This is a genomic window from Kaistella palustris DSM 21579 (assembly GCF_000422265.1).
Classification (GTDB): Bacteria; Bacteroidota; Bacteroidia; order Flavobacteriales; family Weeksellaceae; genus Kaistella; species Kaistella palustris.
Genome location: NZ_AULL01000016.1, coordinates 304,688 through 327,052, shown reverse-complemented (window position 1 = coordinate 327,052; position 22,365 = coordinate 304,688). Strand labels below are relative to the sequence as shown.

Annotated in this window: 21 protein-coding genes; 4 read left to right on the top strand and 17 right to left on the bottom strand. The window is 38.6% G+C overall.

Annotation, left to right across the window (positions count from 1 at the left end):
- Nucleotides 1-130 precede the first annotated feature (130 nt).
- The 4 genes from cas2 to H562_RS0106815 all read right to left on the bottom strand — a co-directional run bounded on the left by cas2 (nucleotide 131) and on the right by H562_RS0106815 (nucleotide 7,178).
- Entirely contained in the window at nucleotides 131-469 is a 339-nt protein-coding gene (gene cas2 / locus H562_RS0106830; protein ID WP_027376817.1) for a CRISPR-associated endonuclease Cas2, read from the bottom strand.
- On the bottom strand, nucleotides 466-1,359 hold the full coding sequence (gene cas1 / locus H562_RS0106825; protein WP_027376816.1) for a type II CRISPR-associated endonuclease Cas1: 894 nt from the start codon (nucleotides 1,357-1,359) through the stop codon (nucleotides 466-468). The genes cas2 and cas1 overlap by 4 nt, the downstream gene beginning before the upstream one ends.
- 11 nt (nucleotides 1,360-1,370) lie before the next feature.
- Nucleotides 1,371-5,672, bottom strand: a complete 4,302-nt coding sequence (gene cas9 / locus H562_RS0106820; protein WP_027376815.1) for a type II CRISPR RNA-guided endonuclease Cas9 — start codon at nucleotides 5,670-5,672, stop codon at nucleotides 1,371-1,373.
- A 579-nt stretch (nucleotides 5,673-6,251) separates the two neighbouring features.
- A complete protein-coding gene (locus tag H562_RS0106815) occupies nucleotides 6,252-7,178 on the bottom strand; it encodes a malate dehydrogenase (RefSeq protein WP_027376814.1) in 927 nt (308 codons plus the stop codon).
- Nucleotides 7,179-7,484: 306 nt separating this feature from the next.
- Between H562_RS0106815 and epsC the strand changes: the two genes are divergently transcribed.
- Nucleotides 7,485-8,300: a serine O-acetyltransferase EpsC gene (epsC, locus tag H562_RS0106810; protein WP_027376813.1), complete on the top strand. Its 816-nt coding sequence runs from the start codon at nucleotides 7,485-7,487 to the stop codon at nucleotides 8,298-8,300.
- A 36-nt stretch (nucleotides 8,301-8,336) separates the two neighbouring features.
- Nucleotides 8,337-9,266, top strand: a complete 930-nt coding sequence (gene cysK / locus H562_RS0106805) for a cysteine synthase A (RefSeq protein ID WP_027376812.1) — start codon at nucleotides 8,337-8,339, stop codon at nucleotides 9,264-9,266.
- Between the two features lie 28 nt (nucleotides 9,267-9,294).
- Here cysK and H562_RS0106800 read toward each other — a convergent pair whose 3' ends face one another.
- The 5 genes from H562_RS0106800 to H562_RS0106780 are packed head-to-tail and all read right to left on the bottom strand — an operon-like array spanning nucleotide 9,295 to nucleotide 14,934.
- A complete protein-coding gene (locus H562_RS0106800; RefSeq protein WP_027376811.1) occupies nucleotides 9,295-10,029 on the bottom strand; it encodes a hypothetical protein in 735 nt (244 codons plus the stop codon).
- A 9-nt stretch (nucleotides 10,030-10,038) separates the two neighbouring features.
- Entirely contained in the window at nucleotides 10,039-11,070 is a 1,032-nt protein-coding gene (locus H562_RS0106795) for a catalase family protein (protein ID WP_027376810.1), read from the bottom strand.
- Nucleotides 11,071-11,113: 43 nt separating this feature from the next.
- Nucleotides 11,114-11,665 (bottom strand): biliverdin-producing heme oxygenase, encoded by a 552-nt coding sequence (locus H562_RS0106790; protein WP_027376809.1) that lies wholly within the window; start codon nucleotides 11,663-11,665, stop codon nucleotides 11,114-11,116.
- Nucleotides 11,666-11,671: 6 nt separating this feature from the next.
- Nucleotides 11,672-13,861, bottom strand: a complete 2,190-nt coding sequence (locus H562_RS0106785; RefSeq protein ID WP_027376808.1) for an ATP-binding protein — start codon at nucleotides 13,859-13,861, stop codon at nucleotides 11,672-11,674.
- 56 nt (nucleotides 13,862-13,917) lie between these two features.
- On the bottom strand, nucleotides 13,918-14,934 hold the full coding sequence (locus H562_RS0106780) for a nucleoid-associated protein (RefSeq protein ID WP_027376807.1): 1,017 nt from the start codon (nucleotides 14,932-14,934) through the stop codon (nucleotides 13,918-13,920).
- Nucleotides 14,935-15,134: 200 nt separating this feature from the next.
- Between H562_RS0106780 and H562_RS0106775 the strand changes: the two genes are divergently transcribed.
- Complete coding sequence (locus tag H562_RS0106775) at nucleotides 15,135-15,698, top strand: tetratricopeptide repeat protein (protein WP_027376806.1); 564 nt, start codon at nucleotides 15,135-15,137, stop codon at nucleotides 15,696-15,698.
- A 378-nt stretch (nucleotides 15,699-16,076) separates the two neighbouring features.
- On the opposite strand, the gene H562_RS0106770 is transcribed toward H562_RS0106775, so the two are convergent.
- The 4 genes from H562_RS0106770 to H562_RS0106755 form a co-directional block, all read right to left on the bottom strand.
- Nucleotides 16,077-16,634, bottom strand: coding sequence for a YqiA/YcfP family alpha/beta fold hydrolase (locus H562_RS0106770; protein ID WP_027376805.1), 558 nt, complete (start codon nucleotides 16,632-16,634; stop codon nucleotides 16,077-16,079).
- A gap of 219 nt (nucleotides 16,635-16,853) precedes the next feature.
- The gene (locus H562_RS0106765) at nucleotides 16,854-17,777 is read right to left on the bottom strand and encodes a helix-turn-helix transcriptional regulator (RefSeq protein WP_027376804.1); all 924 of its coding nucleotides are present in this window, start codon (nucleotides 17,775-17,777) and stop codon (nucleotides 16,854-16,856) included.
- A gap of 79 nt (nucleotides 17,778-17,856) precedes the next feature.
- Complete coding sequence (locus H562_RS0106760; RefSeq protein ID WP_156831972.1) at nucleotides 17,857-18,300, bottom strand: hypothetical protein; 444 nt, start codon at nucleotides 18,298-18,300, stop codon at nucleotides 17,857-17,859.
- A 36-nt stretch (nucleotides 18,301-18,336) separates the two neighbouring features.
- Nucleotides 18,337-18,636, bottom strand: coding sequence for a hypothetical protein (locus tag H562_RS0106755; protein WP_027376802.1), 300 nt, complete (start codon nucleotides 18,634-18,636; stop codon nucleotides 18,337-18,339).
- 400 nt (nucleotides 18,637-19,036) lie between these two features.
- On the opposite strand from H562_RS0106755, the gene H562_RS0106750 reads away from it, so the two are divergent.
- The gene (locus H562_RS0106750) at nucleotides 19,037-19,384 is read left to right on the top strand and encodes a WG repeat-containing protein (protein ID WP_027376801.1); all 348 of its coding nucleotides are present in this window, start codon (nucleotides 19,037-19,039) and stop codon (nucleotides 19,382-19,384) included.
- 1 nt (nucleotide 19,385) lies between these two features.
- On the opposite strand, the gene H562_RS14810 is transcribed toward H562_RS0106750, so the two are convergent.
- The 4 genes from H562_RS14810 to H562_RS15395 form a co-directional block, all read right to left on the bottom strand.
- Nucleotides 19,386-20,072, bottom strand: a complete 687-nt coding sequence (locus tag H562_RS14810) for a hypothetical protein (protein ID WP_051190428.1) — start codon at nucleotides 20,070-20,072, stop codon at nucleotides 19,386-19,388.
- Nucleotides 20,073-20,198: 126 nt separating this feature from the next.
- Nucleotides 20,199-20,426: a hypothetical protein gene (locus H562_RS0106740; RefSeq protein WP_027376800.1), complete on the bottom strand. Its 228-nt coding sequence runs from the start codon at nucleotides 20,424-20,426 to the stop codon at nucleotides 20,199-20,201.
- Between the two features lie 35 nt (nucleotides 20,427-20,461).
- On the bottom strand, nucleotides 20,462-20,662 hold the full coding sequence (locus tag H562_RS0106735; protein ID WP_027376799.1) for a hypothetical protein: 201 nt from the start codon (nucleotides 20,660-20,662) through the stop codon (nucleotides 20,462-20,464).
- Between the two features lie 10 nt (nucleotides 20,663-20,672).
- A complete protein-coding gene (locus H562_RS15395) occupies nucleotides 20,673-22,334 on the bottom strand; it encodes an ATP-binding protein (RefSeq protein WP_051190427.1) in 1,662 nt (553 codons plus the stop codon).
- Nucleotides 22,335-22,365: the final 31 nt, after the last annotated feature.

Below are 22,365 nucleotides of genomic sequence, written 5' to 3'. Positions count from 1 at the left end.
CTCCTGCATCAGGAGGTTTACGAGGTTTTGACAGAATTAAAAATAAGCAGTTTTTAATTATTGACGTAATTGATTATGCTTGTTTTTTGCAATTCTAATCATCCTTTGTCAAGCGGTATAAAAGGTTTTCTTAAAAGAGTTCTAATTGCTGATACGTCGGTGGCGGCTCCTCTTTATTTCGCGCAAAAAAGATCTCAATGTCGCCAAACTGTTTATCGGTAATGCACATAATGGCGACTTTGCCCGCTTTGGGCAATATCGATTTTACCCTTTTTATGTGTACCTCCGCATTTTCCCTGCTCGGGCAATGCCGCATATACATCGAAAACTGAAACAGCGCAAATCCATCATCCAGCAGTCTTTTCCGAAAAAGACTTGCAGCCTTCATATTGGCTTTGGTGTCCGTTGGTAGGTCGTACAACACTAAAACCCACATGATTCGGTATGCATTAAACCTTTCCGCATTCATATAAATTCTGGATAAGAAATCTGCCGCTTCTCACCCGTGTAACATTTATTCAGCGACGAAGCCGTAGATTTCACTGCTACAAGCAACGGACGGGTTTTCCCTTCGATTTTTAGATCTCTGGTCGCAACCTGCAGCATAAAAGCTTTGAATTCTTTGTTCAGCTCTTCGGATTCTGGGTACCGGGTCAGCCAATCCATTACCAACCAATCTACCATTGGGCGGTATGGTTCCATTAAATCATCTGCCAGGCAATAAGGATTGTATTTGTTTTTGTGGAAAATGCCCAACACAGGAAGCAGTCCCGCTTCAACGATCGCCCTTGCAACAATGCTTCGAAGCACGGCATATCCGAAATTAAAGAACTGGTTTGGCGAATCGCCAAACCGTTGCCGTAAGAAATCCAGGCTGATGAGGTATTTCCAGTAATGTTGTGCAGCAATACCTTCCATGTTAGTGCTGTCGCCGCTTTTAACACTGTTCTGGTAGCCGGTCATCGGTTCATAATAATTGCCTAATCTTCGAAGTACTTCTTTTTGGTTTACAATTTTGCACTCCACAGTCTGTTTCCAGAGTTGCTTTTTCAGGGGCTCACTGGCTTCCAGCTGTGCTTTGATTTTATGGGAATGTTCGGTATGGCCATGTAGTGGCAACATAATTCCGTGCGGGAGGTGATGCGCATCGCAGCTGATAATGACTACGTTGTTTCCCATCATTTTCTGAATAAGCTGGTGGGAAATGGTGATCTGGAAATGATCCAGCATGAGCAATCCCAAATCTTCCACGGGCACACTTCCTTTTTCAGTTTTAGTTTCCGGACAGAGAATTTTCATTTGCTCATCTTTGAGTTTGAGATAAGCAGGATTGCCGATGTAGATGGAGCGGGTGATCATAGTTATAAGTTCTAATATTCGCCAACTTTTACTATATCTCCTAAATGGTTAAGACGAACTTTAATAATATTTTCAAGATTGGATGGAGTTTGTACAAAATTGTACAATATTCCACTCAATTCTTTTTTATTTTTCAGAATATCCCCATCAATAGCCTTAGTTTCTAGATGGTTATTAAAAACATAATTTTTAGTAGAAATTTTCTGCACTCTAAATAAATTAGGACTTATCAATTTCTTATTATTAATGTCAAGCAAGTCAATTCCTTTAGGATCAAACCCGGTATTTTTATTTGGGAAAACGAAGTATTCATTTTGTTTCATCGTGAATAAAAATTGCCAACCTAAACCTTGGTTATAATCTTTTGAAATAACGGGTTCTCCTGCATTTGCCAATTGTACTGCTTCAAAAAGGGATACCACTCTATCTTGTAAATTTCCTTTTTTATCTCTATAAATGGCAACATGGTGATTATTTCCTGTACTTACAAAATCTACTGGAATCTTTTGATCATTCTTATCTAAAATATCATTCCCTAGATGATCTTTTTTATAATGAAGAAATTCCGCATTTTTAACGCCTGAAATAGTAACTCTTTTAATGGAAATACCCTTTCCTTCGTTGAGCCAAATAGGATTTTTATCTAAATCTGAAAATGCTTTTTTAGGATCACTCCCAAATGCTTCCAATCGATTTTTCAAAATTCGCTTTACCCCTTCATCTAATATTTTTTCAATTGTTTTTAAATCTTTAAAATTTTCCGGCGTTATATCTTTTCTAATGGAATAATCTTCTTCCAGCCAACTTAATTTAACCGTTTCTGGAAGAGTTTCCGTTTTTTCTTCATTCAGATAAATAGGGTTTTTACTTAAAACATTTTTACCAGCAAAAGCTTTTTTAGAATCATTTTCATTCTCGGAAAGCCTTTGTAGCAATAACTTTTTATAAATAGGATTTGCTACTTTATCAATCGTTTCTTTATCAAATTTCGCACTTACCTTTTCATCTTTATTGACGTAATATTGGTATTTTCCGTACACCGTTTCTTTATGTAATTGTCCTCTCGGCGTGAGTTCAATCTTGGTTTTCTCTCCGTTTTTAGATTTTGTTTTGTTTTTGTTTTTCGTAACAACTTTGTTTTTTGCCTTATTAGAAACCAATACATTTTCCAAGTGTTTTTTAGCTTGTTCCCTGAAATTTGGGATTGGTAAATTGAACACCCGTTTTCTATTTCCATCATCGTCATAAATCCAGGTTGTTTCTTTGCTTTCAATACCTATTATTGCATTATGTTCTTTGTGTTTGTCATCTTTTCTTGCATTCAAAAAATTAAGAAACTGTATATGACTGTGCTTCGTAAAAGCTACGGTTAATGCATCCATTGCGTGATGGCGATGGTCGTTTCGCTTACTCCAATCTACAATACGTTCTTTGAAACCCCCGTCTTTTTTCTCTACCATTTCAGTCAAGCCTAATTTTTTAAATTTATCAAAATTAAGCTCTTGCATGATGTTAATTAAACCCCAGTCTTGACGTAATTTATCCGTTATACTTCCTGTAGTTGGGGTAACAACTCTGCATATTTCGTAGAGCATATTTCTTGCCTTCTTGGCAATATATTGGCTGTCTCTCAAATCTCTGTCAATAAAACCATTTCCAATTTCAGATTCTTGTTTTAATAATTTTTGATATTTTGCTTTGGTAATTTTCTTCTCTTTATACAGCGTTTCTACAGTAGATATATATTTTTCAAAACTATCTGCGGCTTTATTAGACATATAATCATAAGCTGTTTTATTTCCTTTATCTAAATTTGATTGTCTAGGAACCAATACTTTATTTGAAAAGCTATCATCAAAAACTTTCGACTGAGGAATAATGTGGTCTATGTCATAATCTTTGCTGTAAAGCTTTTCATAATTGACTTTTTCGTCCGTATATAAATTTTTGAAAGCATTGAAAGATAATTCTTGATACAATTTGTACCTGACAATATCATTCTTACTTGGATTTTTCACATTTGGAAAGTCCTTTTTAATAATAGCTCTTATTTTATCATTATCGATTTTTGAAGCATTGATATTAGTGGTCATTTCCGCCCTTTCCTTCGCATTTTTCTTCAATTCCCGTGCTAATTCTATACGGATTTCATCAAACCTAAAGTATTCGGTAATATTACCGCGTTCGTCTTTTTTGCTGTTATTTTCTATGATTGTATTAATAACATTTACCAACTGATTTAGAATTTTTTCAACAACTGGGTTTCGCAAACTATTTTTCTTGAGCAATTCCAATGTGTTTTTCAACGGTCGACCTTCTATTTCTTCTTTGGTTAATGAAGATGCAGAATGCTTGTAACCAGCTTCTAAGCAAGCTTTATCATATTGAAGTTCTTTAATATAAGTATAAACTCTTCGCATCGCTTTGGCGCTTAGATTTCCGTAATCATCAGAAAAAACAACATTTGCTAAAATTTCTCCATGAGCTTTTTTGAAACCGAATTTTTCTTCCAAAAGTCGGAATAGCGTATCATTTCCAGTTTTAGAATTATCTTCCTGGTAAGAATATAACAAATGCCAAAGCTGATATGAAGCTTGTTTTTCAAAATCTTTCCCTTCCAACTCAGCATCAAATTCTAAAATTTCGGTATTTATTCCTAAGACTTCGAAAATACGTTTTACCATATCTTTAATATCGGTAACCGGCACTTTCAATTCAGAAACATCAATATCATCCTTACCTTCTAATTTTAATAAATCTTCATCATAACCTTCTAATTCTAGAATTTTAAGAAAAGCATCATATAATAGTTTATTCGTTCTGTTGCCCTCTAACTCAGAATAATTAATTTCCCATTCTGTAGATTTATAACCTAAAAGCTCAATGATTTTAGACGATGTAAGATTTCCTTTAATATTTAACTCGTCAAATAATTTTTGCTTGGTTTCCAAATCAAGAATAAAGACTTCTTTTTCTTCCTCAAATAATGTTGCCTGTGTCTCTTTTTTTGCGGATCTTTTTTTGCTTCCTTTTTTACGAACCAAAACATTATTTAAAACTTGCCAAATTTTAAATTCCTGAAATAAAGGGGAAGATTTGGGAGCAACTTTTAAACCTATAGTTCTTTTATTAACCTGTCCGTTTTTTTCTATTTCTATTTCTTTGCTTTCAAATTCGCAAAAGCTTATCAAACCTTTTTGGGATTTAAGCTTTCGCTGGTAAAAAATAATAATATCCCTAACTTCAGCTTTTAATTCGGCAGTTAGTTCAGGGTGAAATTTTGATTGTGTTTCCCAAATTTTTTCAAATTCATCCAAATAATCTTGCCGGTAAAATACTTGATTTTTTAATCTTGTGTGAGGATTTTCTTTTACTTGATGATAAAGATATTGTCCTACAGTTTGATTACTAAAGTACAACTCTTTGCTTCGATCACTAATTGCACCTAAATATCCGCTCGAATTATTGAGATTATTGTTGATTTCTGTAATAACAAAAGCTACTTCTTCTTTCGTTAATTTTTCATGAATTGCATTTTTTCGCCATTCATAAGCTTGTATTTTTTTTTCTTCTCTTGATTTTGCTTTATTATCCGCAGTATTGAATCCGTACTTCGTCCAAAAAACGGCAGAAGTCGCGCGTTGACCTTTTCCTTTTAACTCTTTGTAAAATTCGTCGGTCAAAATTTCGGGATAATATTCTTTTTGAAAATCCCAAACCTTATCAAATTCTGCTTGTAAATCTGAACGATAAAAATCAGGTAAATACTTTTTCCCTTCTTTTAATAATAGAAAAGCCAATTGACCAGGGGTAAGATCTTCTTCGTATAATCTTTTTGCGACAGCCATTCCGTCAATCAGCTGACCCTCATCTTCATTTTTGGCTTTTCTACTACTTTTGTATCCTCTTTTTTTATTAATAGCTAAAAAAACTCTTGCCAATTCTTCTTTTTCAATTTTTTCAACTGCAGATTTCGCTCTAAAAAAATAAGTTGAGTGTGTTGTATTCTTACCGTCTTCAGCTAAAACAGTTTTATTGGTAATAATATTGGTTTTAATTAAAGCATCAATCAGATTTTTTCTTCTATCTTGATACCGATCTAACATTCTTCGAGCACCACGTTTTAAAGTTCTATCTGCATTTACAGAAACAGGTCTTCCTTTTTCGAAATTAGTTAGATCATCAGTAGTTAAGGGATTTACACGAACACCAATTTTTTGAATAGAAGATTGTTCGGCAGTCTCGCCTTCTAATATATGCGCAAAGCCAATTGAAGTAGTTCCTAAATCTAATCCTAGTATATTTTTTTTCATCATCGTTATTTTTAAATTAACTTTCCTAAATTAACAAAATTTCCAATTAGTACTGAAAAGATTTGCATGATTTATATTATTATCGATATATTTGTATTAATAATTTTAAAAGCAATTCACAATAAGGATTATTCCGTTGTGAAAACATTTAGCGCCTCGCCTATCTGCGGGGCATTTTTTGTGATCTAAAGCTTGAAGAACCTGATAGAGATATTTCTCATCAGTTTGGCTTTTTTATCATCTGAATAATTTAAGTTTTATGAAGTCGATTCTCCCACTCTCCTTCGGGAATCCTTTCGGAGTTGTTTCCAAAAACGGCCTTTTTCCGAAACATTTGGGAACATGCCCCGAACGAGTCTGCAACAAAACCTGTTTTTAAAGGTGATTTTTCAGGCGAAATTAAAATCGTCCGCAGACCTCTCAAGCGGTCGCGAACTAAATCCCAATAGACAGACTAAACCTGCAACTTCCGGTGATTTACGATTGGCGTGGACACGGTGTTCCGGGCGGGAGTTAGGAAAGAAGCACAAAAAAAACCTTCCGGCAACACCGGAAGGTTTAATTATAATTAAGATTGATTTAGAATTTCAGATCACCATTTACTTCGCGCACTGCTTTTGCAGCGGTAGCGAATTTTTCTTTCTCGGCGTCTGTCAGGCTGATTTCCACGATTTTCTCAACACCGTTGGCACCGATAATTGCCGGCACACCCAGGCAGATATCGCTCTGTCCATATTCACCATCAAGCATCAGTGAGCATGGAATCATTTTTTTGTGGTCGCAAAGAATCGCCTGCACCATCACAGAAACCGCTGCACCCGGCGCATACCAGGCAGAGGTTCCCAATAACTTGGTCAGCGTTGCACCACCAACCTTGGTTTCTTCTGCTACGTGATTTTGTTGCTCTTCGCTTAAAAATTCGGTGACCGGAACGCCATTTCTGGTGGCTTTTGTCATTAAAGGCAACATTCCTGTATCACTGTGCGCCGCGATAACCATTCCGTCAACATCGGAAATTGGACATTCCAAAGCTTCGGCCAGGCGGTATTTGAAACGTGCGGAATCTAAAGCACCACCCATTCCGATGATCTGGTTTTTCGGCAGTCCTGAAGTTTTGTGAACCAGATAAGCCATTGTATCCATAGGATTGGAAACCACGATGATGATCACGTCCGGTGAATGTTTTACCAGATTTGCAGTCACCTCTTTCACGATCCCTGCGTTGATGCCGATGAGTTCTTCTCTGGTCATTCCCGGTTTTCTGGGAATTCCGGAGGTGATCACCGCCACTTTGGAGCCGGCAGTTTTGCTGTAATCACCGGTTGTTCCGGTAATCTTTGTGTCGAATCCATTCAGCGAAGCGGTCTGCATCAGATCCATTGCCTTGCCCTCGGCAAAACCTTCTTTAATATCTACCAAAACAACTTCGGCAGCGAAATTTTTCATTGCGATGTATTCTGCGCAACTTGCGCCTACTGCTCCTGCTCCTACTACGGTAACTTTCATATCCTTTTTTTTATTATTTTTTATAGGTGATAAGAAAACCCTGGGCTTTCCTCTCTGTTATTTATTTTTAAAGGCGATACGGAAAACTGTGATTTCCGCTTTTTTTTAACGGCTTCGAAAAGCCTCAGTTAAGAATTCAAATTTACAAAATGTTACAGTTTTGCGCAATTTTTGTCTGCCTTAAAGTCTTGCTGAACCCGCTGATCATTATTCACTTGAAATTAGGAAACCGCATTTTAATTTCTTATCCTAAATCAAGGAACGCTGATCACTTAAACTGTAACTTTGTTTTAAATTACATACCTCATGAATTTTGCCGAGCGCCTTCATACAGGATATTCCAGCCGAAAATACGACATCGATAAAAGAAAGATCGAAGATTTTATAGACCGTTTTTTCCGGTTTATATTTTTTCTGGAATATCAGCGCTGCTCAAAAAGCTCCGATATCCAGCTTCGTCTGGATGGCTTTAAAAAAGAATTCAATGAGATTTTATTTTCAGTGACCGATGGCAGAGAAACTGCTGTTGCCGAGAAATTTTTTGAAAGTTTCCCAAAAGTGTACAACTCTTTGGAAGACGACGCCCAAACAATTCTGGATAATGATCCTGCAGCGCACACCATGGAGGATGTCATGTTTTCTTACCCTGGTTTTTTCGCCATCGCTGTTTACCGTTTTGCACATGAACTTTACAAAAGCAAAATACCCCTCGTTCCCAGGATCTGGACAGAATATGCACACAGCAAAACCGGCATCGACATTAACCCCGGAGCGCGGATCGGGCACCATTTCTTCATCGATCACGGCACAGGAATTGTGATAGGTGAAACTGCCGTAATCGGAAACGAAGTTAAGATTTACCAAGGCGTAACCTTAGGCGCGCTTTCGGTAACTAAAAATTTACAGCATGTCAAACGGCATCCGACCATTGAGGATCATGTTGTCATTTATGCCAATGCAACCATTCTGGGCGGTGACACGGTTATCGGCAGAAATTCCGTAATCGGTGGAAACGTTTGGATCACCGAAAGCGTGGCGCCGGACTCGGTGGTTTTTCATAAAGGACAGGTGACGGTAAAAAATAAAAATGAAGGCAGCGAGCCTATCGTTTTCAGCATTTAAAAGAAACGACATTAAATAAAATCAAAAAATAAGTTTATGAAACTGAACAGCATATTAGAAGCCATCGGACATACGCCCACCGTAAGACTGAGCCGCTTATTCCCCAACCACGAAGTGTGGATGAAACTCGAAAGACAGAATCCCGGCGGGAGCATTAAAGACCGGATCGCTTTTGCCATGATCGAAAAGGCGGAAAAAGAGGGAAAGATCAATAAAGATACGCTGATCATAGAACCTACTTCCGGAAATACCGGCGTAGGTTTAGCGATGGTCTGCGCCGTAAAAGGATATAAACTCGTGTTGGTGATGCCGGAAAGTATGAGTGTGGAGCGACGGAAACTTATGAGCTCTTACGGAGCGCAGTTTGTGCTGACTCCAAAAGAGGAAGGCACTTCCGGTGCCATTAAAAAAGCCATGCAGATGGCAGAAGAAACCGAAAACTCCTGGATCCCGCAACAGTTCGAAAACGAAGCCAACCCCGAAATCCATGCAAAAACTACCGCGCAGGAAATTCTGGCGGATTTCCCCGAAGGTTTTGATTATCTGATCACAGGTGTGGGAACCGGCGGACACATCACAGGCGTGACCGAAGTTTTGAAAGCAAAGTTTCCCGGTATGAAAAGTTTTGCGGTAGAACCGCAGGCCTCGCCGGTGATTTCGGGCGGACAGCCGGGTCCACATCCAATTCAGGGAATCGGCGCAGGTTTCGTACCGAAGGTTTTAAAAGTCGATCTGCTCGACGGCACCATTGAAGTTGAGAAAGATGGAGCTTTCAACTTTACCAAAAGACTCGCACAGGAAGAAGGTATACTTGGCGGAATATCCACCGGATCCTCACTGGCAGCGGTAAACAAGAAACTCGCAGACATGCCGGAAGGATCACGGATACTGACGTTTAATTACGATACCGGCGAAAGATACTGGTCCGTAGAAGGACTGTTTGAAGAAAACCTTTATACTGAATAACATGAAATCCTGCACGAAGCAGGATTTTTTATTTGTACAGTTTCTGGCACTTTTCGCAAACGTAGGTTTTGCGTTTTACTTTTCCCATCACTTCAACCAGCAGTTCGGTCTTGTCTATTGGGCAGGTTTTTTTGCCGTAGACCAGCGCTTCCGTTTTTACGCCTTTGGTTTTGGTGAGCGCCAAAAATTCCTGCGCATACATTAAAGTCGTCTTTATAAGAAAAACCAGTTTCTTTTCGGGAATATCCTTTACCAGACTTCGGGGGTCGATCTTGGAACGGTAAAGTGACTCTACACGGATGATGTTTCCGACACCGGCCATAACGTGCTGATCAATCACCGCGTCGCCAATCGCTTCATCACCATATTTCGTCTGCAGTTCATTCAGCACAAAAGCGGCATCGAACTCAGGTTTCAAGATATCGACCTTATAATTAAAATGATCCTGCGGTCTGCCTTCAATAAGTTTTGTTTTGGTCACGTAGAAGTTGATCTCACCTTCGGCAAAGTGAAGTGCAAAACTGGCATTCACTTTTTTGCGGTCATTGACCAAAACGCTGCCGAATAATCCAAGGTGCACAGTAACAAAGAAATCCTTAAAAATAAAAAGGAAGTATTTGCCAAAGGCATCAATATCCATCAGCTTTATGTTATGCAGGGCAGATTTATCCATTTCGCCGTAACCGGAAGCTTCTGAAACGATCTTTCCTTTGAAACGCTGCAGTTTGTTTTTCTGAAATAATATCGTAGGACCTTCAGGCATGGGTTTTCATTAGAATGGGTTATTTTTTTTATTTAATGCCTGGCGTGTAGCCACCGACCTGTTATAGATCTGCTGGCGGATCTTCTGTATTCTGCCAACGGGCTTCAAACCGTCCAGATTTTCAAAAGGGTTGAAAGAGAGGTTTTCGTACGCGATGGTTTTGTAACTGGTAATATCCTGTTGGGGCAATATAATTTTGCCGACGGTAATAAATTTAGAATCTTTCTCCTTCCACAATTTCAACAGATCGTTTACGGGTGTTTTCTTTTCATTAATGCCCATCTGCACCTGGAAATCCAGCGTAAGCTCATCAGCCAGAAAATAGTTCTGAAGCAGCTCGGTCTGATTCAGGCCCGAGTCTTTCACGATTTTCTTCTTGTAATTGGGTTTCAGCCGGATCTTCATCACGCGGTCACCAAAGCGGAAACAGCCGACTGAGTGGTAATCGTAAGTTGCGATAAACTGTTTCTCAATATCCAGTGCTTTAACCATATTCCGAAGAATACGGAAGATCTGCCTGTCGGCGAAAATACTTAAGCCGCTCAGTAACATGGCGGGAATCTTTAAAAAAGACGGATAAAAAGGCTTGCCTTTGGCAATCAGAAACCGGTTCGCATTGATGTGTATCTTTAAAAATTTGGACACTGAATTGGTAATAAAAACGGGCAGATTCACCAGCGGAAACTTTGCACTCACCGGTTGGTTCTTATTATAGATTTTCACACTGCAACCGTACAGCGGATATTCGCCGGTGCATTTATTCACTATAAAGTTGGGATGGGAATACCGCATGATCACGCCCAGATTTTCGCCACCAAAAAGCTCGGCAAAATCGCCGGCAAGATTTTCTTCGGCAATAAAACGGCCGCGTACAAAACCAAAGGAAGTCGCGTGCGCGTTTCGCGTAAATATTTTTTTGGCGTTAAGCTGGTCAGATACGCGTACGGCCTTTTCCACCAGATCTGCATCTTCGGCCAGAAGTGCTTCTTCCTCCGGTGTCAGGTGGTCATAGGCAGGATTATAGTACAGATACGATTTCATAATTTTTATTTTGAACGCAGCAAATATGAAACCACGGAGACTTTTAAGAAAGATTCAGCAGGAACGCGTAGGCTTTTTTAGCACCGTTGATACAGTCTGCATATTTATCGCACACGATCTCCTCGTCTAGGACACGTTTAAAATTCTTCCAGAAAAAGCCGGTGTTTTCACCGTAACAGCGGAAATATTCAAAAGAAATATCTTTAAAGTCGGCATGTTTTGAGAGTTGTTTGGCAATTACGTTTCCGCCGAGTGTGGAACCTTCCATCACATACAGAAAACCAAAAGCTTCCGCTTCATTTTTAATGGACTGCGTTTCGCACAGCCTGGATTTCTGAACCTCAGCGGCTTCAAGTTCCGATTCTATAAGCGGCAGTTTCGATCTTTTTTCAATATGAAGAAGGTCGCGGTTGTCGGCAGAAATATTTCCGAAAACCTCTTTTTCAAAATTCAAAAGCAAACGGTAGTTCGAGGCCAGCAGATGCTGATAATCCTTGAAGGTAAAAGTACCGTCGAAAATTCTGGCAGACTGAAATTTCTCTTCCACCTGATCGTGCAGGTGTTTTGTATTTTCCTTTAAATAAGCTGAAATCATTTATTATCAGGGTTTTTTGAAAGTCAAAATAAAGGTGGTGCCTTCGCCCACTTTACTTGTATAAGTGATATCGCCACCCAGGCGCTGCATAATTCGGTGCACGATAGAAAGGCCTACACCATTTCCCTCGAAGGATTTTGCGTTATCCATCCGGTTAAAGATCTTGAACATCTTTTCGCGCGCTTTATCGGGAATTCCAATACCGTTGTCAGTAACTTTGTAGATCACCGCCGCTCCTTTTATCTCACCGTGAATTTCCACTCTTGACTTTTCATTTTTTGATGAATATTTCACGGCATTTCCGATGATATTCAGAAATACCTGAGTCAGCATGGTTTCATCAGCAATTACATTGGGCAGGTCACCGATCACAAATTCCGTATCTTCATTTAGAGTCAGTTTGGTGTCATAGCAGATTTTTTCAATGATTTTTTCGGTAGAAAGATCCTGCACGACGATCTCAGATGATTTTGCCCGACTCAGATGCAGTACACCACGCATCATGTTTTCCATACCTAAAATTTCCTGCAGGATGCTGGAGATTCTTTTCTGAACTTCGGGATTTTCGTGGCTTGACCGTTCCAGCAGCTGCGCATTGAGTTTCATTACCGTGAGCGGCGTGCCGAGGTCATGCGAGATCGTGTAGGAAAAACTGTCGAGTTCCTCATTAAGATTCCGGAGTTCATCATTGAGTTCCTGTACTTTTTTAAACTGCGTATACGTCGTCTCAAGCAAGGTGGCGACGACCTTTTTTGCCGCGAAGATGTTTCTGTCTTCCCAGACCTTTGATTTCCCTTTGATGTTTTCGATGTAGATCTCAAATGATTTTCGGGGCGAAATTACGGTTTGCTCCCGGCCATCTTTGACGGTGGTTTCCTGTATTTTAGCAGGGTTCCCGGCCCACAGGACCTGAGCATCGATTTCTTTCCGGAACCAGATGAGCAGTTCGTTGCGTTTCTCATCGATAAAACCAAACATCACGCCTGCGGCGTTTTCAACAGCACCCAAATTTCCCTGGTCGGTATTGCTGAAATCATTGGTGGCATAAAAATTCTGCAGAGGATTTACCCGTGCCCACTTCACGATCTTGTGGATGTTTTCGGCGGTGGGAACGTCACCGGAAGTCTGCATATTATCGCCCACAATGATTGCGAGGCCATGTGCTTCCGGATATTCCTGCATTTCAGCTACGTTTGAAAACAGAGATTCTTCCAGCGTTTCGGCCTTCAGCAGTTTGTTTTTAAGACCTATAATTTTTTGGTCCAAAGCTACGCTGTCGGCAAGTATCTGGCGGGATTTGAAGGAGGTGTAGGCATTTGCGGCAATAACAGTAAATACTTCCGAGCGGATCCTGTTGATAAGGTCGATGTGTTTAGGCTCGGTATTCTGGCAGGTAACCATGCCCCACAATTTATTATTCACCACGATTGAGGTGCTGAAACTGGAGGACACACCTGTATTTTTAAGGTATTGTGCATGGATTGGCGACATGGCCCGCACCGACGAGTAGGTAAGATCTATTGGTTCGGCGGTGTTGCTTATGAGCGGGACGGGTTCCGAATACACATTGCTGAAAATTCTTTTCCTCTTCTTTAAATAAAGTTCGCGTGCCTGTTTTGGGATATCGCTTTCGGGATAGTGAAGATGCAGAAAACTCTCGACGTCATTTTTCAGTTTTTCGGCGATGACTTTTCCGCTGCCATCTTCCAGGAACTGATACACCATTACCCTGTCGTAATCGATGGCCTCGGCGACCGATGATAAAAGTTCGTTCCAGATCGCGGCAGCATCTGACGCACTTTGTATGGATTCGTATTTTTTGGAAATATAATTTCGGCGGTGAAAATGCTCGATCATCTTTTCGAATTCCAGGAACACGGTGTCGCCCATGCGGTAAATCGTGAAGTGATAGGATTCGCCGGCGACATTGATCTTATCGAGAAAAACATCAGCTTCCTTTATGGTATCAATATCCAAATTTTTAAACACTATGGATGAAAGCAGGGCAGCAAAAACCGCCGGGAAATCGGTGATCCTGCCGCCCAGAAAACCCTTATCCATTGCAAAAAGCTCAGTAATATTCTGACTGAAAAGGCTGATTGTCTGCGTGTTTACATTTAACCCCAACAGATAACCAAAATCCTGAATATGGCCGGAGATGTGTATTTTTTCCTCGTGGCAGTCAACAAAATTCATAGGCAAATAAAGATTGTATAATTCACAAATATAATTAATTATAACTCGGCACTTCCCTATTTCTCTTCTTCGAAATAAAGGCGGTAGTATTTTCCGTTCTCATCCTGGCCCTGCTCAATTTTTTTCCGGTCGCCATGCACGTAGATGTGAAAATTCTTGTCGAGCTTGATCACACTTTTAAAATAGCGTTGGTTTTTTTTCACTGCCGTTGCGTTGATGGGAAATTCTTCCGCTATTGATACCTGCATTTCCTGTTCGTAATCGGTTTTGAAATTTACAAAACTTTCGATCACATTCTTATCTTCCAGCACTTCATTGGTAAACTCTTCAAAATCGAAAGTTTCCTTTTCCTGAAAAAAAGTCAGGGATTTGGTCAGGAAATCTGCCTGATCCGGCTTGCTGACCTCAAATTCCTGCGGCAACTGTTTGGCTACGAAATCCTTGAATACCGAAAGCGTTTCCTGGGTGTGAAAGTATTCATCATCGCGCTGACGGACTTTCAGAAAATCCTCGAACCAATAATACTGGTCACCGTTTTTATTGTTATCGACCACCGAAACCGCATAACCGGTCTCCTTATCAGTATTGTAGATCAAACAGCCTTTGTCCAGTTTGGCGAGTGAAATTCCGTAATCTTTTTCAAGACCGTAATTGTCGTCTTCGGGGCTGATCTTCAGGAAAGGCTTTTTGTTTTCGGTTTTAAAGATTCCCAGCGAATCCATTTGGTTTCCGTCTTCCGTAAGTCCACCTTCAAAATAAACCACAAAAACTTCGCCACCCTGCACGCGGGTATTCTGGGTAATTTCAAAAAGATGTTTTGCGATGTTTTCGGATTCGTACACAAATTTGTCGCGGTCTTCGAAGATCTCTGCGGCAGACGAATAAACCGGATTCAGCGACAGGTAAGAATCGCTGTAAAACTGAAACTGTTCTTCGGACTTGAAGGCGCCGAGGAAATAATCGGTCAGCAGTTCCTTCATATCTTCCTCGAGCTGAAGCTCATGTTCCGAGAGGAAAAGGTGTTCCTTGTTGATCTTGTTGCCGACTTTGTGTATGATGATTCTGGAGAGCATTCTAAAAAAAATTTGAAGTGCAAAGGTATTTCTTTACCGCCACTTTGCATCAACTGATTGCAGTTAAAAGCGAAAAACTTTAGGCCTAAAATCCAATTAAAGTTAAGTTTTCATAAAGGATATTAAACTTTGCTAAGTTGATGATTCATGGAATTATTATTGCTGCAGAGATCGGATATCATTTTTAAACAAACTGTATTATGAAAAAGGAAAAAGTAAACATGAAAACCAGGGCGCTGGCAGCCGCAGCATTTTTCGGAGCCCTGAGTTTCGGCTATGCACAGAACACTGATTCTGCAAAAGCTTTGGAGCAGACCGAAGCCGCAGTTCAAACCGCTGCGCAGAATCCCGCCATCACTGCGCTGAAAAAGCAGACAGAAGCCAATCCAGAAGACACCGAAGCACTGGTCAAGCTGGCCACCGCCTATCAGGAAGCACAGGACTGGACAAATGCTTTGGGAACCTGGCAGCGTATCTCAAAACTCCTGCCCGACTGGGCGCCGTCTTATTACAGCCAGGCGTACGTATATCAGAACATGAAAGATGAAGCCAACGCGCAGGCCTCTTACGAAAAATACATCGCCGCAGTGAAGCCCGAAGAACTTGAAGCCAACAAAAAGAATCTGGCTTACGCCCATTTCTTCGTCGCTTATAAACTGCAGGAAAGCGATAAAGAAGCAGCAAAACAGCATATCGCAAAATCACTGGAATACGACCCGACCAACGCGGAGGCACTGAAAGTCAGTGAATTTGTAAATAAATAACAGGATTTTCTTAAAAATCCAGTATATAAATTTCCCCGGGTTAATGCCTGGGGAATTTTTGTTGATTTAAAACGGTGGGTACGGGTGGCGGAGTTATGGCAGTCGGGCGGAATGATTTACTGTTAATCTGTCAATTTCCGTGAAACCTGTTAAAATAATTGGCCGAAATATATTGACATTTTCAAAATAAGGAAGTCATTTTTTTTGGGCCGGCAGTAAGTGAGATTTTACTGAGGACAAAAATCCAAATCATCATGTTTTTTCGGAAGGTTTTCATGAACTATCCATGAACTATCCATGAAGTATCTATGGAGTATCTATGGAGTAAGTATGAAGCACAACCGGCAAGAATGTTATTGATTATTTAGACAGCACGATTTATGCACGTGGACCTTTTAATGATTTCGATTGAATGTAATTTGCAATATGATAAACATATTTCTCAAAATTCAGGAGTTGATGTGTATCGTCAACGTCGACCAACTCGATATTTTGAAATTTATTTTCATACAGAAAGGTCTGATCCAAAACTTCATCTTTACGGGTCGCGATGATCAGCGCATCTGCAGGATCTTCGATCGTCCATAAGTGGGAAATGAGTTTTTGGGGAAATTCAACATCGCGGGTTCGCTTTGCGATATCCAACAACGGACTGGTCAAAACAAGAATTGATTTGATATCTTTCACTTTCAGTTTTTCCCTTAGCTGACAGGCAAAGTTTGCACCGGTGGAATCTCCTATCAAAACGGTTTGAGCTGGCGCTCCGGAATTAAGCCAATATTCAGCCTCATTCAAAAGTGAGGGAATGTCAGAATCATCATTCCATTCTAGGCAATTATATTCGAACTGGCTTCCGAAATATTCCTTTATGTTTAGAAATTTTCTGGAGTTACGGTCAGATCCGAGTCCGTGGATGTAGAGGAGTTTCTTTTTCATATTTATCTGTTACGATTTTTGTAATGCGGTATTTAAAAGAAAAATCTTGTTTGAAAAGTTTAAATGAATTTTCCTGAAACAGTGAACACCGCAACCATACTGTAATCTGGAAATTGTGTTCACCGCAGAGCACATTTTTCTATGTGCAATAATATCGGTTATCTTCTTTAATAACGGTTTGAAACCATTGAAATACATTTATTTTCATCATTTGTGTTTTTACTTTTTATAATTTTTCAGCATGTTTTTAACCTCATCAAAAAGATGTTCGCGGAAACTCTGAGGTGAGATAATTTTCACCCGTTCTCCGTGCGAAAGCACTTCGCGTTCAAAATCATAGGTCGGAACGAGCGTCAGCTGAATCCTGTATTCTTCGTCATTATCTATCAAAACCGATTGGGAATGATGCATTGGAAGCGTTTTAATGTACTGACCCTGCTCCGCATCAAACGATAAAACAATTTCTTCAGGTTTCTGCTCATCGGCGGAGATGATGCCGAAAGAGTTCATAAATATTTCGCCCACTTCAATGTTTTCTCTTTTAAAGGAGGAGCCGGAAATCTCTAAATCTGAAATGCGGTCTAAACCAAAAGTCTTTAAAAAGAAATCCTTGCCGTCCCATTCATTTGCCAATAAATACCATCTGTTGCGGAATTCCTTCAACGCATAGGGTTCAACCGTTTTTTTATACGGAATTCCTTCCCAGAATTTGGTGTAATTTAAAGCGATGATTTTCTGGTGCGTAATAGCGTGAACCAAACCGTTCAGCCAATGCAGTCCGCGGGATTTTCTCTGCTCAAAAAACATGACATCTTTCCGGCCTTTCACTTCCCGGTAGGCTTCTACCAAAAGCAGATTATCAAAAACATTTTCCTGCTCACCATCGATTTCATCGGAAGCAATTGCATACGTATTGGTAGAACGCCGGTACAAAATTTCGATTCCAAAAACTTCTGAAATCGTTGCCTTGTCGCGAAGAAAAGTCCGTTTTGTAAACTTCAGTTTTTCTTCTTCGATGTCTTTATCTTCGTATTTCCTGGTCAGATAATCATTGAGTTCTTCAAATGAAGCACCTTTATCTTTTCTCCTTCTCAGGAATTCTTCAATAAACTTTAAGCGGAGCATCTGTTCTTTTGTGGCCATAGTGTTTTAAATTATGAAGCGAAGATACCGAAGCTGAACGACATTATATGGCGTTTAAGTAATTAAAAAACTTTAATTTTTACCCCGGAAGCTTCGGTCTAAAGACGGGAATATTTCCAGAACTTTCAGGATTAAAGGTCAAATTAACGCCTTCAGTTTCCAGGATTTTAAGACTCACTAAAATATCTTCTTTACAGTTTTCGTCTTGATAATCAACATCGGGATCATTAAAATAGATTTTCAGCATTTTGAAAACATCCTCGTGTTGCAGCGCGATTTTGTACACGTAATACGATTTTACGTCATAACTCAGAAAATCCTGACAATTTTCGTCTTCAGTTTCAAAGAGTTTATGGTATTTTCCAGGGAATCCTTCGGTAGAATACTTATTTTTTAGTCCATACTCAAAAATGGCATCGATCATTTCAAATTCATAAAGTTCAAGATCTTTTACGTCATCGAGTGAATCCGTGTTTTGAATTTGAAGGATTTTTTGTTTAAACTCAGCGATTAGGTTGATCATTTTCATAGCATTTATATTGTTTTCAGCGGATCATATTTAATTAGCATTTTCAATTTCAGACGGTCGGTTTCCGTAACACGTCCCTAACTCTTCAAGTTGCTTAATATCTTTAATTTTCGTCCAGAAAACTCCGGACTTTGAAATGAAAAATCCTTTGTTGCAATCCAAAAGAATGATGTTATTATCAGCCATAATTTCCATTATTGAATTCATACAAAACGTTCCGTTGTAAAGGACCAGCCACGACTTTCCGCGGTCCAGCGACTGCAGCAAATAACCAGGATTCGAAGGGCAGATTTTGATGAAGGTACCTTTAAATTTTATAAGTTGCGGCATATTTTTATTCTCCGATTGCTAAATTTTTCCTCTTTTTTAAAAACTCAAATTAATTAAAATCTTATCTGCTTTAAAAGTTGAAACAAATTTAGATAGCGATTAAGACAAACAATGACGCTTTAAAATAAATATTTAGAAAAAAAATTACTGTTAAAATGACTTACCCTGTCGCATTTGAAGGTTATTTTTGAAGAAAAATGAAATACCCGGTTTTAAAAATCGAAAGACTGGAGTCACCAGCATCGTTAACAAACTTGTCACTTCCTGAAGATCTAGTCATCTATTCTTCAAATGGATTATTTGGTTTTATTACAAATGATTTCAGAAGGATTGTTCCACCGATTTATGAAGAGATTATTCCCGCGTTTAATCAGCACTTTTGGGGCCGGAAAAATTACAAATGGAAACCTACAGTTTTGATAATATTGAAATCAATGATAAAGAATTTGAAGAAGTCGCCACTTTTCAAAATGGATTCGCGTGTGTCAGCAGCAACGGAAAGAAATTTGGCTTTATAAATCGAGATGGTAACTTTCAAATTCCTGCTCATTATCTGAAAGGGCAACATTTGGGAAATTCTCTTTTTGCTATCGGAAAAAATATTCGAGGAAAAGTAAAGTATGGAATTATTGACAAAAATGAAAATCCAATTCTACCTTTTATTTTTAATGAAATTCCTACTTTTACGGAAGTAGTTCTTTTATTATTAAAAAGAAGAAAGCCACTTCGGGAGTGGCTTAGATTATAGATTACTTTTTGTATTTTATTTGCCAATCTTTGACCGCCTCCAAAATCAAATTACAATAAGTAGAATGCTTTATTGCGCGATTATTAGGGTGGTATGCATTTAGAAGTAAATAATTTTTGTTTTGATAAATATGCAAAGAACTATTTTCGACATTTGATTCAAGTTCGCCAAATAAGTCAAAAAAATCATCATCGAAAAAATTATAAGTTCCTCCAAAAATGATGATTTCAGGATTTATTAATTTTATTTGTTGATGTAGTCCAATTTTATTTTCAGAATAGTATTGTTTAATCAAATTCCAGTCTGCCTGACTTCCACCAGGTACTTTCTTTACATTGATATAGGCTATTTTTTGCATTACATCAATAATGGATTGATCTTCATTAAAATTTCCCATCGAATCCCAATCTTCACCGGTAAAAATACCGTTTGTGGTATATACAATTGAAGTGAAAGTATTCGCCCAACCATCAGTTAAACCTTTTCCAGAAGAATTTTTTAAATTATTAAGTGCGTCACGCATATTCCAATCAGCATCACCACTGTTTGCTTCTTTTAAAATCCAAAGAATTTTAGGGGATGAATTTTGGTATTGCTCATAATCTACAATACCGTCCAAAATTACTTTTTCACCTATAAACTGTTGATCATTTTCTTTTTCAGCCAAATTAAATTTCTCTAATGTCATATTATTTTTTTTTTAAAATTACGTTTAATTATTAATATTTCATTTATGTTACTTCTCCTTTATCCCTCTTTAAGACGAGAATGTAATCCTCAATTGTAATTAATTTTTGTTCATGGTTTTTTTACCCTATCCTCGACCAAGTACTACCTTCCGTATCCGAGCGAAATTTCCCAGTTGAAGTTTTAGCAAAAAAGTAAAACCTTTATTTCCCAGTTCAAAAAATTCTCCTAAAAGATCTGAGCCTTCAAAGATGATATCCCAGGAAATACCTGCATTATCTGAAATTAAGAATTGATAAGGATTATCTGTTGGAATTTTTATTAATTTAATTCCGATATATATTACCTGTGACATGATTTGTTTTTTAAGATTAAAAAGGCAGTTATCTATTATGAAATTCTAAAAATCACTGTAATAAAAACAGACATCAAAAAAGAAATCACCAATAGTGGGATTAAAAGAATCATAACTTTCAAAATGATCAACATTTCGTTATCCGTAAATTTTGGAAGGAACATTGCCCAAGTTAATTTTCTCTCCTTATTTATTTCTGGAACTCCTTCAAAGTAGGCCTTAAATATTTTTTTCATCATTTGTGTTTTAGAATCCAATTTTATTACCCGTCTTGCTGCTCCATTTTTCCTGACTACATAATTTTTCAATTGATTTGAAAGTCAGTTGATCTTCCTGCAGTAACTCATGCATCGTCACTTTCCGGGCGATATTTTCCATTTCACCGCCTGAGAAATTATAGTTTTCTGCTAATTTCAAGCTTTCTTTTTCTGTAAGAAACGGCAGTTTCTCCCGCCAGATTTTTGCAGCATTTTCCTCGGAAGGTTGCGCAAATTTTACTTTAAATAAAAACCGCCGTTCAAAAGCGGCATCCATATTTTCTACCAAATTGGTCGTGGCAAAAAGAATCCCTTCAAACTTTTCCATTTCCTCTAAAATAATATTCTGAATGGCATTTTCGGTGTCTGCAACATTGCTGCTTCCGGCGGATTTCCTTTTGCCAATAATCGCGTCGGCTTCATTAAAAAGCAAGATCGGGCAGAGTTCTTCGGAGCGTTTCATCTCTTCATATTGCGTGAAAATCTTCTTTACCAATTTCTGACTTTCCCCAAACCACATGCTTTTGGTTTCAGAAATATCAACTTTAAAAATACTTCTTCCCGTTTCTTTGGCAATCTGATAAACACTTTCTGTTTTACCTGTGCCGGGAACGCCGTGGAAAATTGCAGTAATTCCTACAGGCATCGATTTTTCTTGCAACCGGATTTGCATCTCAATGAATTTTTTCTCTTCCAAAATATGGGAGATCTGACTTAACTGCGTATTTTCCACTTCACTGAAAAACAATTTTTTCTGTTGAATATCTTTGGGTTTTAGCAATTTGGAATGAGTACCTGAAACATTATCAATTAATAAATCGTGATGTTCCTGCAAGAAACCGGCTACTTTAGGGGTCAGTTTTGCATGAGGTTTACTCATGAAGTTTTCATTGGAAATCTCAATTAAACCCAGCTTCGTCAGTTTGGTTTCTTTGTTCACTATTTTCTTTATATACGTTAAGGCGTGGCTTTTTTTCCTGTAATAATCATTAACGGTAGACTGAATGTTGGTGTTGAAATCATTATCTCCCACATTGATCGCATCCCAAATGGCCTCTAAAAAGAAATAGGTCTCGAACGTGTCGAGTTGGTAATTTTTAATCTCCCTGAAAATGGGCATTTCTAAATTTTCGTCACAAAGCGTTAAAATATATTCCTGAAAATCAAAGGCATGAATGATATTGGAATCCAGCTGGTCGCTCATTGCGTCGAATTCTTCGAGTAAATCCACGAAGTTTTTCTCCGCTACAGACTCTCCTTTTTTATGAATTTTAAGCGGTTCATTCTTAGAAATAATGTTGATAATGGACTGCGAAAGTTCATAAGACGTAATTTGTTTTTTACGGCTTTCTTTATTCATCAAAAGATTTCTCTGGTATAAAACATCGATGGATTCGCGGTACTTCAGCACCTGAAAACTGGTCATGCCGAAATGCTCAAAAACTTTGGTAAAAGAAGAATCAGAAAACCAGGTTACAAATGCATTTGCAAACAAAACGGTTTCGATATCAGTCAACTTTAAATAGGGAGAAAGCAAAGCCAGATCGCTTCTTGCTGCTTCAAAAAAAGACGCGCTCAGGTGGCTGCCTTTGGATAAATTGTAAATATTCTCAATACAGTCTATCGCCTTAAAAGTAACTTTTGTTTCCATGCTTTGTGATTTATTTTTACAAAGATGGAAA